The 18,703-nt window shown below is 42.9% G+C and carries 10 protein-coding genes and 1 pseudogene; 9 read left to right on the top strand and 2 right to left on the bottom strand.

The features are described from left to right. Positions 1-216: 216 nt before the first annotated feature. Positions 217-750 carry an S-layer homology domain-containing protein gene (locus PO771_RS15950; protein ID WP_272560650.1) on the top strand — a complete coding sequence of 178 codons (534 nt, stop codon included), beginning with the start codon at positions 217-219 and terminating at the stop codon, positions 748-750. A gap of 99 nt (positions 751-849) precedes the next feature. On the opposite strand, the gene PO771_RS15945 is transcribed toward PO771_RS15950, so the two are convergent. Further along, positions 850-2,313, bottom strand: coding sequence for a recombinase family protein (locus tag PO771_RS15945; RefSeq protein ID WP_272560649.1), 1,464 nt, complete (start codon positions 2,311-2,313; stop codon positions 850-852). Positions 2,314-2,447: 134 nt separating this feature from the next. Between PO771_RS15945 and PO771_RS15940 the strand changes: the two genes are divergently transcribed. After that, positions 2,448-2,693, top strand: a complete 246-nt coding sequence (locus PO771_RS15940; RefSeq protein ID WP_272560648.1) for a hypothetical protein — start codon at positions 2,448-2,450, stop codon at positions 2,691-2,693. An 81-nt stretch (positions 2,694-2,774) separates the two neighbouring features. Here the strand turns inward: PO771_RS15940 and PO771_RS15935 are convergent, their stop codons facing one another. Then, positions 2,775-3,173 (bottom strand): helix-turn-helix domain-containing protein, encoded by a 399-nt coding sequence (locus tag PO771_RS15935; protein WP_272560647.1) that lies wholly within the window; start codon positions 3,171-3,173, stop codon positions 2,775-2,777. Positions 3,174-3,200: 27 nt separating this feature from the next. Here PO771_RS15935 and PO771_RS15930 point away from each other — a divergent pair, with 27 nt between their 5' ends. From PO771_RS15930 to PO771_RS15900, 7 genes and pseudogenes are all read left to right on the top strand, one after another. After that, positions 3,201-3,353, top strand: coding sequence for a hypothetical protein (locus PO771_RS15930; RefSeq protein ID WP_272560646.1), 153 nt, complete (start codon positions 3,201-3,203; stop codon positions 3,351-3,353). Positions 3,354-3,403: 50 nt separating this feature from the next. Further along, positions 3,404-4,885 carry a recombinase family protein gene (locus tag PO771_RS15925; RefSeq protein ID WP_272560645.1) on the top strand — a complete coding sequence of 494 codons (1,482 nt, stop codon included), beginning with the start codon at positions 3,404-3,406 and terminating at the stop codon, positions 4,883-4,885. Further along, entirely contained in the window at positions 4,882-6,441 is a 1,560-nt protein-coding gene (locus PO771_RS15920) for a recombinase family protein (protein ID WP_272560644.1), read from the top strand. The genes PO771_RS15925 and PO771_RS15920 overlap by 4 nt, the downstream gene beginning before the upstream one ends. Positions 6,442-7,637: 1,196 nt before the next feature. Then, positions 7,638-15,845: a cadherin-like beta sandwich domain-containing protein gene (locus PO771_RS15915; RefSeq protein ID WP_272560643.1), complete on the top strand. Its 8,208-nt coding sequence runs from the start codon at positions 7,638-7,640 to the stop codon at positions 15,843-15,845. Between the two features lie 153 nt (positions 15,846-15,998). Further along, a pseudogene (locus PO771_RS15910) lies at positions 15,999-16,643 on the top strand (SpoVR family protein); the annotation flags it as partial. Between the two features lie 195 nt (positions 16,644-16,838). Continuing rightward, positions 16,839-17,231 carry a VOC family protein gene (locus PO771_RS15905; RefSeq protein ID WP_272560642.1) on the top strand — a complete coding sequence of 131 codons (393 nt, stop codon included), beginning with the start codon at positions 16,839-16,841 and terminating at the stop codon, positions 17,229-17,231. A 19-nt stretch (positions 17,232-17,250) separates the two neighbouring features. After that, positions 17,251-18,420 carry an ATP-binding protein gene (locus PO771_RS15900; protein WP_272560641.1) on the top strand — a complete coding sequence of 390 codons (1,170 nt, stop codon included), beginning with the start codon at positions 17,251-17,253 and terminating at the stop codon, positions 18,418-18,420. Positions 18,421-18,703 lie beyond the last annotated feature (283 nt).

Below are 18,703 nucleotides of genomic sequence, written 5' to 3'. Positions count from 1 at the left end.
CCCTTCGTAGTTAAGACCCTATTTTATAGAAATTGAAAAAAGCCCCTAAGCGGCAAGCTGACGTCGTAGATTACCGACGTCAGCTTTTTTAAATTGCCAGGCATAAGGATATGTAACAAGAAGGGTATAGCGAGCAGTCATAAGTCTTATAGAGGGGTCCCACCACATGCCCAGCAGATTAACATTGACGCCGTATCCGAGCAAATCGGTAAGAGTGTGAATCTGCAAGACATTAAAGTAAAGATCGAGATTTCCAAACCGACAGCGGAAACGGCGAAGATCGTGGAGAACTCGGCAGCAAAAGGTGAATTCACCATTGTAGCCCCACCCGTCAATTTCACGGTAAAAGGAACATATGGAGATAAGACAATCGATGTCTCTAAGTTCAATGCGTACGTAGAAAGAACCATCGCCATTCCGGACGGAATAGACCCGAACAAGATTACAACAGGCGTCGTTGTTGACCCGGATGAAACGGCTCGTCACGTACCGACTAAAGTAGTTATGATTGATGGAAAGTATTTTGCTAAAATCAATAGTTTGACGAACAGTACGTATTCGATTGTCTGGCATCCTCTGGAATTTAAAGATGTAGAGAAGCACTGGGCGAAGAATGGGGGTGTAGATTGCTTGCAAGCAGGCCTTGTATCTGGTAGAAATGGTCAGCAATTGGCACCGAAAGCGTTCATCTCTCGAGCTGAGGTTGCTGCGATTGTTCAAAGACTTCTACAGAAATCCGAGTTGATTTAGTTACCAAAAGATGCGTAAAACAAAAGAGATATCCAGCAAGCCATCAATAGAGCAGCTTGCGGGATATCCCTTTTTGGTTAGAAGAGATTAAATAGATAGCTAATTTATACGTAGAACGATTTCAATATCTTTTTCCCCGGGTATAATTACTTTTTCAACGATAGTTTTGATTAAAGACTTCGCTTCTGGAACGGGTAATATATCAATAGCATCGAGAGCATTTTTAATTTTTTCTTTAACCATTTCCTCTACATCTGAAATATCGATTTGAGACACTGAACTTTTTTGATCTGCTTCCTCTATAAGTTTTTCTAAACGCTGTTTTTCCTCATTTAGATCCTCAAGTTCAATCAATCCGGCGGTGTATGCCTCTACTTTTCGTTTGTAGCGGTTTTTCGCTGTACGAATTTTTTGCTCTAAATTTTCTTCGTTTTGTTGAGTTGCTTTTTGGATCAACTGAGGAAATGATTGATAACCGATCATATTTAACAACTGCTGCAATCCTTCTTTAAACCATTCTTCGACTTCGTCTGCTCGGTATTGTTTACTTGTACAGGTACCTTTATTTTTATGGGCAGAGCAAACATATACACGATATCTTTTATTTTTTGATCCCGACCAGCCAATGCTCATACCAGAACCACATTTCCCACATTTCAAAAGTCCACCAAGAAGGTGTGGACTTGTTTGAGCACGGGGAGCCATTTGTTTTTTATTGGTTTGATGCTGTACACGTTCCCAGGTCTTCTTATCAATAATAATTGGGAGTGCATCATCGACTACTACCCACTCGCTGTTATCCTTTAGATTGCGCTTTGACTTGCTTGTATCTACCCGATTCCAGACAAGGGTTCCTTTATAAGCTGGATTGGTCAGCATCAGTTTTATAGCCCGGAGCGACCATTCCTTTTTTTGTTTAGATAGAATGCCAGCATCATTCAGTTTCCTGGCAATCCCTCGATAACCGATCCCCTGATTCAAGTACATATCATATACATCACGGACAATTTGCGCTTCAGGTTCATAAATAACTAGCTCTTTATTTTCTAACCGATAACCATAAGGGCTTTGTGTTAGCCACTTCCCCTGATTTGCTGCGTGAATCATATTTTCAAATACGCGCTCACGTATACGTTCACGTTCAAACTCTGCGACGGCTCCTAAGACTTGAAGAGTGAGGCGTCCAGATGGAGTATTCGTATCGAATGATTCACTTATAGAGGCAAAAGAAACATCATATTCCTGAAATACATCAATCAGCTTCAACAAGTCAAGAAGGCGTCTGCTTAACCGATCAAGCTTCGTAACAAGGATTCGAGATATGCTTCCTTTTTCAACGGCTTGGAGCAAACGATTTAATTGAGGACGGTCCATATTTTTAGCTGAATATCCATCATCCACAAACAAAATTGGCTCTGTACTCCATCCCATAGCTCGACAATAAGCCTTCAGTCGCTCCTGCTGTTCATCAAGGGAAACGCCTTCTCGTGCTTGCTCGTCCGTAGAAACTCGACAATATAGGGCGATACTTTTCGCGTTGATTTGTTCAAATTCATGTTTCATATGAGTTCACCAGGCTTTTTTTTGAGTTCTTGTCCTATGTATATGGTTCACTCCCCTTTAACATGAAATGAGAAAAATTTAAGGGTTGTCCCTTAGCTGTTCTTACATAGCATGTAGACAAGGGAGGGATAGCCATGAGAGATGTAAAAGTTCGTTTCTCGATTAGTGACGAATCTGAAATGCTTTCCTTCTGTAACATATATGAAGTAGCAGACGAATTACTTTTATGCAGAATTAAAGAAAGAATGTTGCTTTGGGAACAGACTTGCAAGGAAATGGCCGCAGCACATTTATTAGAGAATGAGCTCGGAGAAGCAGAAGCCAGTCGAATTAAAGTAATGTTTACAGACAGAAAAGAGAGTCAACCGGTTACTGGTTAGACTCTCTTCTTTTTGGTTGTTTTATTCATGATGGTAAACAGTTGTTTTTTATTATGAATAAAATTTCTCGTGTAGTGAATCCTAGTGATAGTCCTGGGATGTTTCAGATTGAGACGGGTGCTCTTGTTGGCCTGAGAACAAGGAAACACCCCGCTCGATACTGGCAAGTAAGTACTCGGCAAAGGAAGGATTAAGTTTTTGTAGCTTGTTTAGTGCAAGACTAGCATGTTGAAGACGAAAGCCAAATTCATCGTAGTCTCGATGGTTTTCCACATCAGCCGATCCCAGCAGTATAGAAATATCTAGGTTTAGTTCTTCCTGTAACTGATGTAAAAAAGAAAGGTTAACGGTCTCCGTCTTTCCGTTCTCCAGATTACTAAGATAAGCCGGTGAAACATTGAGTCGATTAGCTAAAGCATTTAGACCAATTCCCTGCTGAAGTCGCAAGGTACGAACTCTTTGACCGAATTTATTTATCATCGTATTCCTCCTGAAAGGAAAGTTTTTGTGAAGAAATCAGACAAGAAAAAGCAGACACCAACGTATACAGTTCGTTCCGTAAGCTATGTACATGACCCTGAAGCGGCGCAGAAGTGGTTTGAAATTTATATCGATCTCATAAAGCAGACCTTGTTAAAACAGGCTGATAAAGTGGACTAGCTAAAAGCAACCAAACATAAAATGAACTAGGCAGAGTAAAGGAGGTTGCTATGAAAGCTGTCGCCTACTATAGAAGTTCAACAGAAATTCAGGTGAACTCCATTGATATGCAACAATACATGGCATTTGAAAGTTCAATTCATCATATCATCCCCATTGAAGAAGAGTATGTAGATAAAGCAGTGTCAGCCAGAAAAACGACAATTGTCCAGCGTGCCGGATTGAAAAAGCTTTTACAGGACATTCGGAATGATAAAGTAAGTACGTTATTTGTATTCAAACGAGATCGCTTGGCGAGAAAAGCGATTGAATACCTTGAGATTTATGAACTGTTAAAAGAGAAAAATGTACAAGTAATTTTCACGGCTGAAAATGAAATCCCCATCTATTACACTCCAGTCGGTGAGTTATTTGAATACATCATGGCCGGGATGGTACAGCGTGAAGGCGAACAAATTATTGAGCGTATCCGAGCAAGAACAAAAGCAAATTTCCTAAATGGTAAATATATTGGAACCCTTCCGTTCGGCTACTCCTACAACTCTGCATCGAAGAAAATTACCCGAGATGAAGAAAAACTCTCTATTGTAAAAACAATTTATGAACGGTTTAATGATGGTCATTCAACAGGAGAAGTCGCCAAAGACCTGAATGAGAATAACCAGCTTCGCGATGGCAAGCCATGGACATCTCAAAGTGTTCGCAGTGTCTTAACCAACCCGCTTTATATGGGGTTGCGTGTAATGAATTATGAGGATGAAACGCTACAAAAAAGAGTGGACCACCTCGCCGTCATTAATGAAGAAGACTGGGAAAAAGCTCAGTATCAACTGGAATTAATCCAGCAGGCTAAAAACCGAACACAGATTCCGAAAGTGTTTTTCCCTTTAGAATCGCTTTTATTTTGTGGAGAATGTCATGAAGAAGTAAAAAGACAGGAACAATCTCTTCTGTTGCAGCCACTTGTCGGAAAAGCTAAAAATGCTCGGTACATCTGCAAAAAGCACAACGCGATTAAACTCGAGAAGGCCGATATTGAGCAACAAATGCTAGATCGATGCTATAACTTTTTTGGAGAGCTACTTTCCAGTCACCTTCAGGATTTGTTTGTTCGTTTTGAAAAGAGCAACCGTGCTGCTCTTGAAGATCAGTTACGCGGTATTGAAAACAAATTGAGTGAAACAAGAAGGCACCTGATTACTCGAACAGAAAAATGGTTTTGTGAAAAAGACCCTTCTAAAAAAGAATCGCTAGAGCAAGCGCTTGTAAATGGTTATGACAAATTTGCAGAACAAAAACGTCTAAAAGAACGTGTTCAGTTCTGTATAGGTGAACTTGAAGAAATCAGAAATAAAATCAAACAGCAGGACGAGCACTTTGCAAGTAAGGAAAATATTCAGGAACTCGATGAGAAAGTAGTAAAAGAGCTATTCTCCGATGTCATCCATCAGGTCATGGTTTATCCTCTCTATATTGAAATCACATTTAAGCATCCATTTCTTCAGATCAAGGAGGCGATTGTTTCGCCATGAACTTGTCTACTGTGCTCAAACCAGGAATGCGTGGTGTTTTTTATGGCAGGCACTCTACAAATAAACAGGAGATGGATATGCAACAGGTTTCTGTTTATGAAATGGTGCGAAAATATGGCTGTACCATTGAAAAGGAGTACCTGGATGCTGGAGTATCAGCAAAGAAAAATAAAGTAACACAAAGAAAGCAGCTAATGGAACTACTTGCAGATGCGGAGCAGCGCCGCTTTGAGTTTATCGCTGTTTATAATAATGATCGTCTTGCCCGGCATCCTCTGGAGCACCAATACATTCGGGAAACCATAAGGATCTATGGAATTCCCATTGTAATCAGCAGTACGGAAACACTCTATGATGAAAAAGGAGATATTATCGCCCAACTTGCCCAGGATGGTATCTCCAAATATGAAGTAGACCAAATTTCTAAAAGGACGCGAGCAGGGTTAATCGTCCGTGCCAAGAAGGGATACTGGACAGGCGGAAATCCTCCATACGGCTACCGCTACCTTAAAAACGAATATCGATTCACTCCTTATCAAGAAGAGTCTGAGTTCATTCGGCGAATTTTTGATATGTACAAAAAGAATGAAGGATTTGCATCCATTGCAAATTCTCTTTCTCTAGAAAACAGCGATGATAAATGGACAAAAGAAAAAGTACGAAGCATTATAACCAATCCTTTCTACGCCGGTTATATGAGCTGGGGTAAACGAACAGGACCCGGAAAAGGAACATTCGCTGACCGAGAGACCTGGATTATTGTTCACTCTGAATATATTGAACCGATTGTTTCAAAAGAAGATTGGGAGCTTTGCTGGAAGCTGTACTGTGAAAGGCGAGAGAGAAAGGTTCCTCCCAAGCAATATAAAACCTCTTACCTTTTTGCGAATATTGCAATCTGTAAAGAATGCAATGTAAAGCTAAAACCAAAAGATCAAACTTCATCCGGAAATAACGGAAAGAAGTACGGGAAACGGATATACTTTTGCCAAACTTGTAGATTAAAGATTGAAGCCGATTCTTTTCACGAATACGCTATCGACAAAATTCTGAATGATATTCGGATTAATGCCTCGTATATTTTTTCTCATATCCAAAAGAGCTTCCAAATCGATATACAAAGAATGAAAGACGAGGTTTCTAAGTTGGAACAAGAGCTTGGTGAATACAACATTCAGCTAAACCGAATTAAAGCTGAACTTATAGAGCGTATGAGAAGTAATCCAGATGATAAGAGCAAAAAAATGATTAATCTTATCACAATGTATCGGATAGATATAAGCAAGCGTATTGAAATGACGGAGAAGCAAATTAAGACGAAAACAAAACAGATTCAGTCTATTGAACAGGTTGACCTAAAGCCGGAATCCTGGGGATTTATTATCCAGGATATTTTGAAACCGCGTGATGAAATCAATCAGACTACATTGCGAAGAATGCTTACCCATCTGGTTGAATACATTTCAATTGATAAGAACCATAACATTGAATTTAAAACTCGTTATGATCTGGACAGACGCAAAGTCGATACGACGCAACTTGAGCTGTTGTTTTAAATCCTCCGTATGGAAAACGGGGGATTTATTTTTTGCTGCTTTTCTCGGTTGTTAGGTGTAAATAAGTAAAAGTAATTTGCACAATCTCGGTTTTAGGTGAGGGTAGCTATCCCGACCCTACCCAGTTACCGAGATTGGTATGACTGAATGAAGCCTTGTCCTTAGGAAATTCTGGACTTGTTGTTGTTTATTATTATAGACGGTGATTTCAATAAATAAACGCTCTCGGTGATTAGGTGAAGAATTTCATTTTTATAATATTTCTATCTTGGTTATTAGGGGTTTCTTGTTCAAAAAAGTAATGTGCATTTTGAATATAGAGGGGGCATCTATATTTTTATATATACTTAAAACTAGGGAGTATAAGTAAGAATTAATGTCTAGCCGGTTCAACGATGTATATAATAGCTCCACTCGGTTTTGAAGTTAGATGAGTAGCTTTTCTTTCGCGGCAAAAAGCATCGTAGATTGATTGCAGGATTTTAGAAACCATTTATCGAAAATTATGAACATTGCATTGAATGATTGGCTCCATTTAATGGATCAGCTTTTGAACTTATTACAATGAAAGTTGAAAAAGAAGGTGTCCGGTCGAATTAAAAGTGATTTACGGATGAGAGTTTGTGGGTTTTTGTTTTACCTAACTCAACTTTCGCAACTTGGGGGATTTAGCCGATTCGGGATTGAACAGACATCATGCGACAAGGGGGAGGAGGCGTTTCAATCCGATTGTGCTGTTCTTTCAAAACTCAATATCTTGGAGGGGGGCATGTTCTGTATCAGTCTTTAGTGTTTATATTATATTGGCAGCGTTGGCTGGGTATTAATCTAAAGTGAATTCAGGTGTGACTGATGGGATCTCGAGAGTCACATACGGGCAATGTAGATGGACCGACGTAACGTACAGTGGAAATATTATAAAGTCTATCGATAGTGTGAATTAGTCACACATAACGACTGTCGCACTGGTAGTTAATACGTTACTACTCGTGCCCTAGGAGGCAACTACAACTCACTAGGCGCAGCAGGTAGGAGCCCTGGGGGCCCAGTGGTATGCACAATGATCTATTAGGTTCAGCCTATCGGAGGAATATATGAATTTAATAAGAAGATTAATAGAAAATAGGTGGAAGATATTTCACTCATTTGCATTTATGAGGAAAAATCTCGCTATTCTCATGGTGTTGTTTTCAATTATGTTTTTTATTACTGCTTTTCCCGTTCAGGCAAGTAGCAATTTAATTTTTGACTTTGAAGGGCCTAACTATGATTCATCACAAACAGTATCTCAGACCAAATCTGGAGAAACGATTCAGTTAAAGACTACCGGGGGAGCACTGATAAGTGATGACGGCTCAAATTATGGAGTTAATCGAGCGGGCAATGTTACTGGAAATTTTGCCTATGTTGATCCTTATAGCCCTGGGGCTGTCAAGGTGGTTATTTCTCTTCAGAGTGGAAACTTGTTTAATCTGGATTCAATGGATATTCTAGAGGTTATTGGGCAATCAGAGTATGTCTATATAGATGCCAAAAACGGTTCGACAAGTAAAGGCACTATATATTATCCCATTGGAGGTAGAGGCGGTACTAGTATTAGCGCTTCAAATAACGCCAGATTCCAAAATATCACTAGTGTTGAAATTACAGCGTTCAGACCAGATGTAGGAGATAATACTTTTTTTCTAGGGTTTGACAATATTAACCTCAGTAATATTCATTCTCCCTTAAGTAGCAATGCAAATTTAAGTAACCTATCGCTTTCTGATATCACGTTAAGCCCAGCCTTCTCACCGGTGACGACCAACTATACCGCAAGTGTAGGGAACAGTACAAGTAGCACTACTGTTACTCCTACGGTAGCGGATGCAACAGCAACCGTAACGATAAATGGGGTTACGGTGACGAGTGGTAGCTCATCCGGATCCATTCCTCTAAATGTTGGATCAAATACCATCACGGTCGTTGTTACTGCTCAAGATGGTACGACGAAGACGTACCAGGTGACGGTCACACGAGATGCTACAGTTTTGTCTTCAAACGCGAACCTAAGTACCCTGACGTTGAGCGCCGGGATATTAACTCCTAATTTTGATTCCAGCACGACCACCTATACCGCAAGTGTAGGGAACAGTACAAGTAACATTACAGTTACACCAACAGTTGCTAATCCTACAGCAACAGTAAAAGTCAATGGCGCGACGGTGACGAGTGGGAGTTCATCCGGATCCATTCCTCTAAATGAGGGATCGAATACCATCATGTTAGTCGTTACAGCTCAAGATGGTACGACGAAGACGTATCAGGTAACGGTCACACGATCTTTAAACGCGAACCTAAGTACCCTGACGTTGAGTGCCGGGACATTAACCCCTAATTTTGACTCCAGCACGACTACCTATACCGCAAGTGTAGGAGACAGTATAAGTAGCATTACAGTCACACCAATAGTTGCTGATCCTACAGCAACAGTAAAAGTCAATGGCGCGACGGTGATGAGTGGTAGCTCATCCGGATCTATTCCTCTAAATGTGGGATTGAATACCATCACGGCTGTCGTTACTGCTCAAGACGGTACAACCAAGACTTACAAAGTGACTGTATCAAAAGTACAATCGAGCAATTTAATTTTTGACTTTGAAGGGTCTAACTATGATTCATCACAAACAGTATCTCAGACCAAATCTGGAGAAACGATTCAGTTAAAGACTACCGGGGGAGCACTGATAAGTGATGACGGCTCAAATTATGGAGTTAATCGAGCGGGCAATGTTACTGGAAATTTTGCCTATGTTGATCCTTATAGCCCTGGGGCTGTCAAGGTGGTTATTTCTCTTCAGAGTGGAAACTTGTTTAATCTGGATTCAATGGATATTCTAGAGGTTATTGGGCAATCAGAGTATGTCTATATAGATGCCAAAAACGGTTCGACAAGTAAAGGCACTATATATTATCCCATTGGAGGTAGAGGCGGTACTAGTATTAGCGCTTCAAATAACGCCAGATTCCAAAATATCACTAGTGTTGAAATTACAGCGTTCAGACCAGATGTAGGAGATAATACTTTTTTTCTAGGGTTTGACAATATTAACCTCAGTAATATTCATTCTCCCTTAAGTAGCAATGCAAATTTAAGTAACCTATCGCTTTCTGATATCACGTTAAGCCCAGCCTTCTCACCGGTGACGACCAACTATACCGCAAGTGTAGGGAACAGTACAAGTAGCACTACTGTTACTCCTACGGTAGCGGATGCAACAGCAACCGTAACGATAAATGGGGTTACGGTGACGAGTGGTAGCTCATCCGGATCCATTCCTCTAAATGTTGGATCAAATACCATCACGGTCGTTGTTACTGCTCAAGATGGTACGACGAAGACGTACCAGGTGACGGTCACACGAGATGCTACAGTTTTGTCTTCAAACGCGAACCTAAGTACCCTGACGTTGAGCGCCGGGATATTAACTCCTAATTTTGATTCCAGCACGACCACCTATACCGCAAGTGTAGGGAACAGTACAAGTAACATTACAGTTACACCAACAGTTGCTAATCCTACAGCAACAGTAAAAGTCAATGGCGCGACGGTGACGAGTGGGAGTTCATCCGGATCCATTCCTCTAAATGAGGGATCGAATACCATCATGTTAGTCGTTACAGCTCAAGATGGTACGACGAAGACGTATCAGGTAACGGTCACACGATCTTTAAACGCGAACCTAAGTACCCTGACGTTGAGTGCCGGGACATTAACCCCTAATTTTGACTCCAGCACGACTACCTATACCGCAAGTGTAGGAGACAGTATAAGTAGCATTACAGTCACACCAATAGTTGCTGATCCTACAGCAACAGTAAAAGTCAATGGCGCGACGGTGATGAGTGGTAGCTCATCCGGATCTATTCCTCTAAATGTGGGATTGAATACCATCACGGCTGTCGTTACTGCTCAAGACGGTACAACCAAGACTTACAAAGTGACTGTATCAAAAGTACAATCGAGCAATTTAATTTTTGACTTTGAAGGGTCTAACTATGATTCATCACAAACAGTATCTCAGACCAAATCTGGAGAAACGATTCAGTTAAAGACTACCGGGGGAGCACTGATAAGTGATGACGGCTCAAATTATGGAGTTAATCGAGCGGGCAATGTTACTGGAAATTTTGCCTATGTTGATCCTTATAGCCCTGGGGCTGTCAAGGTGGTTATTTCTCTTCAGAGTGGAAACTTGTTTAATCTGGATTCAATGGATATTCTAGAGGTTATTGGGCAATCAGAGTATGTCTATATAGATGCCAAAAACGGTTCGACAAGTAAAGGCACTATATATTATCCCATTGGAGGTAGAGGCGGTACTAGTATTAGCGCTTCAAATAACGCCAGATTCCAAAATATCACTAGTGTTGAAATTACAGCGTTCAGACCAGATGTAGGAGATAATACTTTTTTTCTAGGGTTTGACAATATTAACCTCAGTAATATTCATTCTCCCTTAAGTAGCAATGCAAATTTAAGTAACCTATCGCTTTCTGATATCACGTTAAGCCCAGCCTTCTCACCGGTGACGACCAACTATACCGCAAGTGTAGGGAACAGTACAAGTAGCACTACTGTTACTCCTACGGTAGCGGATGCAACAGCAACCGTAACGATAAATGGGGTTACGGTGACGAGTGGTAGCTCATCCGGATCCATTCCTCTAAATGAGGGATCGAATACCATCACGGTCGTCGTTACAGCTCAAGATGGTACGACCAAACCCTATACCATTGCCGTCACGCGTGCTGCCTCGTTGTCGAGCAATGCGGATTTGAGCAGTTTAACGTTGAGTGCAGGTACCCTTAGTCCGACATTTACGGCAGGTATGACGAGCTACACAGCAAGTGTGGGCAACAGTACGTCCAGCATCAATGTCACACCAACGCTAGCAGATAGCAATGCAACCGTGACAGTGAACGGAAATGCAGTGACCAGCGGAATTGCTTACATGGTTCCGTTGACCGTCGGTTCAAACACCATCACCGTGGTGGTTACAGCCCAAGATGGTACGACGAAGACGTACACGATTACGGTAACGCGTGCAGCGGCTCTTTCTACCAATGCAGACTTGAGCAATCTCGTTTTCAGTCAAGGCACCTTGTCACCAGCTTTTAGTTCCGGTACGACTTCGTATACCGCCAGCGTAGGGAATGCTGTTTCCAGTCTGACGATCACGCCGACTCTGTCGGACTCGAACGCAACGGTTACGGTGAACGGCACCGCGGTGACGAATGGTACTGCTTCTGGTGGGATCGCTTTGACCGTCGGTTCAAACACCATCACCGTGGTGGTTACAGCCCAAGATGGTACGACGAAGACGTACACGATTACGGTAACGCGTGCAGCGGCTCTTTCTACTAATGCAGACTTAGGCAATCTCGTTTTCAGTCAAGGCACCTTGTCACCAGCTTTTAGTTCCGGTACGACTTCGTATACCGCCAGCGTAGGGAACTCGGTTACCAGTCTGACGATCACGCCGACTCTGTCGGACTCGAACGCAACGGTTACGGTGAACGGCACTGCGGTGACGAATGGTACTGCTTCTGGTGGGATCGCTTTGACCGTCGGTTCAAACACCATCACCGTGGTGGTTACAGCCCAAGATGGTACGACGAAGACGTACACGATTACGGTAACGCGTGCAGAGGCTCTTTCTACTAATGCAGACTTGAGCAATCTCGTTTTCAGTCAAGGCACCTTGTCACCAGCTTTTAGTTCCGGTACGACTTCGTATACCGCCAGCGTAGGGAACTCGGTTACCAGTCTGACGATCACGCCGACTCTGTCGGACTCGAACGCAACGGTTACGGTGAACGGCACTGCGGTGACGAATGGTACTGCTTCTGGTGGGATCGCTTTGACCGTCGGTTCAAACACCATCACCGTGGTGGTTACAGCCCAAGATGGTACGACGAAGACGTACACGATTACGGTAACGCGTGCAGCGGCTCTTTCTACCAATGCAGACTTAGGCAATCTCGTTTTCAGTCAAGGCACCTTGTCACCAGCTTTTAGTTCCGGTACGACTTCGTATACCGCCAGCGTAGGGAATGCTGTTTCCAGTCTGACGGTCACACCGACTCTGTCGGACTCGAACGCAATGATTACGGTGAACGGCACCGCGGTGACGAATGGTACTGCTTCTGGTGGGATCGCTTTGACCGTCGGTTCAAACACCATCACCGTGGAGGTTACAGCTCAGGATGGTACGACGAAGACGTACACGATTACGGTAACGCGTGCAGCGGCTCTTTCTACTAATGCAGACTTGAGCAATCTCGTTTTCAGTCAAGGCACCTTGTCACCAGCTTTTAGTTCCGGTACGACTTCGTATACCGCCAGCGTAGGGAACTCGGTTACCAGTCTGACGGTCACACCGACTCTGTCGGACTCGAACGCAACGATTACGGTGAACGGCACCGCGGTGACGAATGGTACTGCTTCTGGTGGGATCGCTTTGACCGTCGGTTCAAACACCATCACCGTGGTGGTTACAGCCCAAGATGGTACGACGAAGACGTACACGATTACGGTAACGCGTGCAGCGGCTCTTTCTACTAATGCAGACTTGAGCAATCTCGTTTTCAGTCAAGGCACCTTGTCACCAGCTTTTAGTTCCGGTACGACTTCGTATACCGCCAGCGTAGGGAACTCGGTTACCAGTCTGACGGTCACACCGACTCTGTCGGACTCGAACGCAACGATTACGGTGAACGGCACCGCGGTGACGAATGGTACTGCTTCTGGTGGGATCGCTTTGACCGTCGGTTCAAACACCATCACCGTGGTGGTTACAGCCCAAGATGGTACGACGAAGACGTACACGATTACGGTAACGCGTGCAGCGGCTCTTTCTACTAATGCAGACTTGAGCAATCTCGTTTTCAGTCAAGGCACCTTGTCACCAGCTTTTAGTTCCGGTACGACTTCGTATACCGTCAGCGTAGGGAACTCGGTTACCAGTCTGACGGTCACACCGACTCTGTCGGACTCGAACGCAACGATTACGGTGAACGGCACCGCGGTGACGAATGGTACTGCTTCTGGTGGGATCGCTTTGACCGTCGGTTCAAACACCATCACCGTGGTGGTTACAGCCCAAGATGGTACGACGAAGACGTACACGATTACGGTAACGCGTGCAGCGGCTCTTTCTACTAATGCAGACTTGAGCAATCTCGTTTTCAGTCAAGGCACCTTGTCACCAGCTTTTAGTTCCGGTACGACTTCGTATACCGCCAGCGTAGGGAACTCGGTTACCAGTCTGACGGTCACACCGACTCTGTCGGACTCGAACGCAACGATTACGGTGAACGGCACCGCGGTGACGAATGGTACTGCTTCTGGTGGGATCGCTTTGACCGTCGGTTCAAACACCATCACCGTGGTGGTTACAGCCCAAGATGGTACGACGAAGACGTACACGATTACGGTAACGCGTGCAGCGGCTCTTTCTACTAATGCAGACTTGAGCAATCTCGTTTTCAGTCAAGGCACCTTGTCACCAGCTTTTAGTTCCGGTACGACTTCGTATACCGTCAGCGTAGGGAACTCGGTTACCAGTCTGACGGTCACGCCGACTCTGTCGGACTCGAACGCAACGGTTACGGTGAACGGCACTGTGGTGACGAATGGTACTGCTTCTGGTGGGATCGCTTTGACCGTCGGTTCAAACACCATCACCGTGGAGGTTACAGCTCAGGATGGTACGACGAAGACGTACACGATTACGGTAACGCGTGCAGAGGCTCTTTCTACTAATGCAGACTTGAGCAATCTCGTTTTCAGTCAAGGCACCTTGTCACCAGCTTTTAGTTCCGGTACGACTTCGTATACCGTCAGCGTAGGGAACTCGGTTACCAGTCTGACGGTCACGCCGACTCTGTCGGACTCGAACGCAACGGTTACGGTGAACGGCACTGTGGTGACGAATGGTACTGCTTCTGGTGGGATCGCTTTGACCGTCGGTTCAAACACCATCACTGTGGTGGTTAAAGCTCAGGATGGCATGACAACGAAGACGTACACGATTACGATTACAAAAGTTGTTATACCATCTACGGGTGGAGGAAGTGGTGGCGGTAGCTCTACTCCAAGTACGCCAAACAACGGAGTTGACGTGTTGGTCAATGAAAAGGTTGAAAATGTAGGAACCGCAACCACAACCAAAGTGAATGGTCAGACGGTAACGACTGTCGCAGTGGATGCGAAGAAGTTAGAAGAGAAACTGGCAGCGGAAGGGCAGCATATCGTGATTACGATTCCGGTTAATACGAAGAACGATGTCGTAGTCGGCGAACTAACGGGCCAGATGGTTAAAAACATGGAACAAAAGCAGGCGGTTGTGGAAATTAAAACCGAGAATGCGACGTATACTCTACCTGCCCAGCAAATTAATATTGATGCGATATCCGATCAAGTTGGAAAGGGTGTTGCTCTTCAAGATATTAAAATCCATATCGAAATCGCCAAACCGACAGCGGAAACGATGAAAGTGGTGGAAAACGCCGCAGCGAAAGGAAAATTTACGATTGTTGCCCCGCCGCTCAATTTTACGGTCACAGGCACATATGGAGATAGAACGATTGATGTTGCTAAATTTAACGCGTATGTGGAACGGACGATTGCGATTCCAGATGGTGTAGACCCGAATAAAATTACAACGGCGATTGTAGTGGACTCTGATGGAACCGTACGCCATGTTCCAACGAAAGTTGTTGCGATCGATGGGAAGTATTATGTTAAGGTGAACAGCTTGACGAACAGTACGTACTCTGTCGTCTGGCATCCGGTCGCATTCCAGGATGTCGAGCATCACTGGGCGAAAGCAACCGTAAATGATATGGGCTCCCGGATGGTGATAGGCGGCGTACGTAACGATAAGTTTAATCCTGACCAAGATATTACACGTGCGGAGTTTGCAGCGATTGTCGTTCGAGGTCTTGGACTTAAACCAGAGAGCAGTTCCAGTCCATTTACGGATGTAAAGACTACGGATTGGTACAGTAGCACGGTTCAAACGGCCTATGTATCGAAATTAATCGGTGGATTTACAGATGGTACATTCCGTCCGAATGATAAAATCACACGGGAACAGGCGATGGTGATTATCGCAAAGGCGATGAAAACAACCGGTCTTCAAACGAAACTTCAGGCGAAAGAAGCCGGAGAACTGTTGCAGCCATTCACGGATGCGAACAAAGCGTCAGAGTGGGCGAAGAGCAGCCTGGCAGATTGCCTGCAGGCAGGGCTTATATCTGGTAGAAACGGAAAGCAATTGGCACCAAAAGAATACATCACAAGATCTGAGGTTGCCGCTCTTGTTCAGCGACTTCTCCAGAATTCCGAGCTAATTTAAGTAAAGAGGAACAAGGTTATCTTGCAAGCAATTGAACCGCTTGAGGGATAACCTCTTTTTTATGTAATTACCGGATTTATAAGAAGACATTTAGTCGAGGAATGAGAAGCAAAAATAGAAATATCTATGTATATAAAGAAAAAATAAGAACTTTTGAAAAACGAAGGCTGGGCGTCCTACTGGCATCAGCGCATCTTACGTGAAATGAATTTAACCGAAGAAGAGACGATTGAATACGCCAAACTGAACGCAGGTGTCGTGCAGCCATCACGTACTAGCATCAATCCGTATTACCTGGGTGTAAAAATCTTTGAAGACATCGAAGAACGCTGGAACAATCCGACCCAGGAAGAGCAGGAACGGTTTGGACGTAATCCGGGGAGCGGGCGGAAGCAAATCTTTGAAGTGCGGGAAATGGACAGTGATACATCATTTATCCGCAATTACTTGACGAAAGACCTGGTCGATAAACTGGATATGTACGTGTTTGCGAAGCAGGGAAATGATTGGTCCATTTCAAGTAAAACATGGGAGACGGTGCGAGATCAGCTAATCACAAGCCGAGTAAACGGAGGATTCCCATACATTCTCGTACAGGACGGAGACTATTTGAAGAATGGGGAACTGTATCTCCTGCATCAGTTCGAGGGAATGGAACTGGATGTGAAATACTTGGAAAAAACACTACCGTATGTGTATAAGTTGTGGGGGAAGTCCGTGCATATCGAGACGCGGATTGAAGATCGACGTGTGCTGTTCACGTATGATGGAAAGAAGTGTCATCGGAGATTTTTATAGAGGAGAAGGCCGCTTACATAGATAGGCGGCTTTTTTCATGAAGATGGTTGCAAGTATTCAACATGAACTTATAGCTTATCGCATGTAAAAAGAACGAGTACCATGCTTTAATTCTTGTAAAAAATGTTCATATTCTATGTAAGTAAATGTTAATATAAAGGATATAAAAGGAAAAAAGAAAGGGAGATAAAGAAAATGGCTGTGAAAAGAATCGAACATGTTGGAATTATGGTAAAAGATATTGAGAAATCCATTCAGTTTTATCAGGAGGTTATTGGCCTAGAACTAATCAAAAGAATGGGTCATCCTAATCCCAATCTTACATTAGCGTTTCTCGGATTTGAAGAATCGCAAGAAACAATCGTGGAGCTAATTCAAGGCTATAACAGTGATTTGCCTACAGAGGGAAAAGTACATCATATTTGTTTTAAAGTGGACAACCTTGATGAGGAAATCGAGCGCTTGAAAAGTTTAAATGTAAAGTTCTTGTTGACAGAGGAGATCGAAACGCTTCCAGACGGTTCCCGATATATTTTCTTCGCGGGGGTAGATGGGGAATGGATCGAGTTTCTTGAAACTACTCGTTAATGTGTAGGTGGATCATATAATGAAGGAGCGGATAATAGAAAACATTGCTTCTGAAACGGGGCAGGAACAATTTTTACAGATTATTATGAATTCGATTCCTGATTTTGTGAATCTTAAGGATAAAGACGGTCGTTGGCTTTTTGCCAATCAGGCTGCTATTCGAACTTTTCGAATGGAAGGTGATATTTATAAAGGAAAAACCGATGTGGAGTTAGAGCCTTATTGCGCTCTTTCATATGATGAACTTCTCCATTGTGAAAAAACAGATGAGCAGGCATGGAAGAATGGAGGAGAAACTCGATTTGAAGAGGTTTTTGTAAATGAGGATGGGGAAACGACCATTTTTGATGTAATTAAAATCCCTATTTTTCATCATAATGGTGAAAGACAATTCCTTTTAGTTATCTCCCGTGATATCACAATACGAAAGCATGCGGAAGAAGTTATTCAAAAGGTACATACTTTAAACATTATTGGGGAATTAGCGGCAGGGGTAGCGCATGAAATCAGAAATCCATTAACTTCTTTAAAAGGGTTTACGCAATTGCTTCATAGGGATATAGGTGAAAGAAAGGACTATGCTCAAATTATGATGGAAGAGCTAAAGCGCATCGAAGAGATTACTACTGAGTTTTTGATGCTGGCTAAGCCACAAAAGATCAAGTACCAACAAGAAAATATAATTTCCATAATAAATAGAAGCATCACACTTGTAAATCAGCAGGCTATTCTCAAGAATATTGAGGTAGAACTAGATTTCGAACTAAATATTCATAATATTCAGTGTGAGGCGAATCACTTAAATCAAGTTTTTATTAATGTGTTAAAGAATGCAATTGACTCTATGGAAGGTCAGGGAAAAGTAACGGTTAGAGTGAAAGTAGGAGAGCGTGAGAATGTTATCGTTTCTGTGAGCGATCAAGGCTGTGGGATACCAAGGGACAGAATAGCGAAACTTGGACGACCGTTCTATACAACGAAAGAAAAGGGAACAGGTCTAGGAATGATGGTAAGTTACAATATTATAAAAAACCATCAAGGGGATATTCAGGTAGAAAGCGAAGTTGGTAAAGGAACTACTTTTCATATTAGTCTTCCAGTGTTTCAAAATCATGATGATTTACAGAAGTATAGGATGGCTAAGGCTAGGGCATGTAAAAGTAGTGAGAACATAAGTATAGATGTATAGATTTTTCACATTAGTATGCAGAAAGGGGAATGAGACTTATCGATCCCCTTTCCGTACTATCATAAATAACTGCGAAAAAAGTACAAATAAATAGTATAGCCTAGAGTTTTTAATTTTTTATGAAGTTTTGTTGCAAGATATGCTTGTGTTGTGATAAGATAAATTTTGTCGCTAATCAAAAGCGACGGTAACATGAAGCAGGACAAACAGCAAAAAACTTTTTAAAAAAGTACTTGCCAAACACTGTGGAATGTTATAAGATAATAAAGTCGCCGCTGAGATA

This window comes from Aneurinibacillus uraniidurans (genome assembly GCF_028471905.1).
GTDB lineage: Bacteria > Bacillota > Bacilli > Aneurinibacillales > Aneurinibacillaceae > Aneurinibacillus > Aneurinibacillus uraniidurans.
This window is presented reverse-complemented; position numbering and strand designations above follow the sequence as displayed.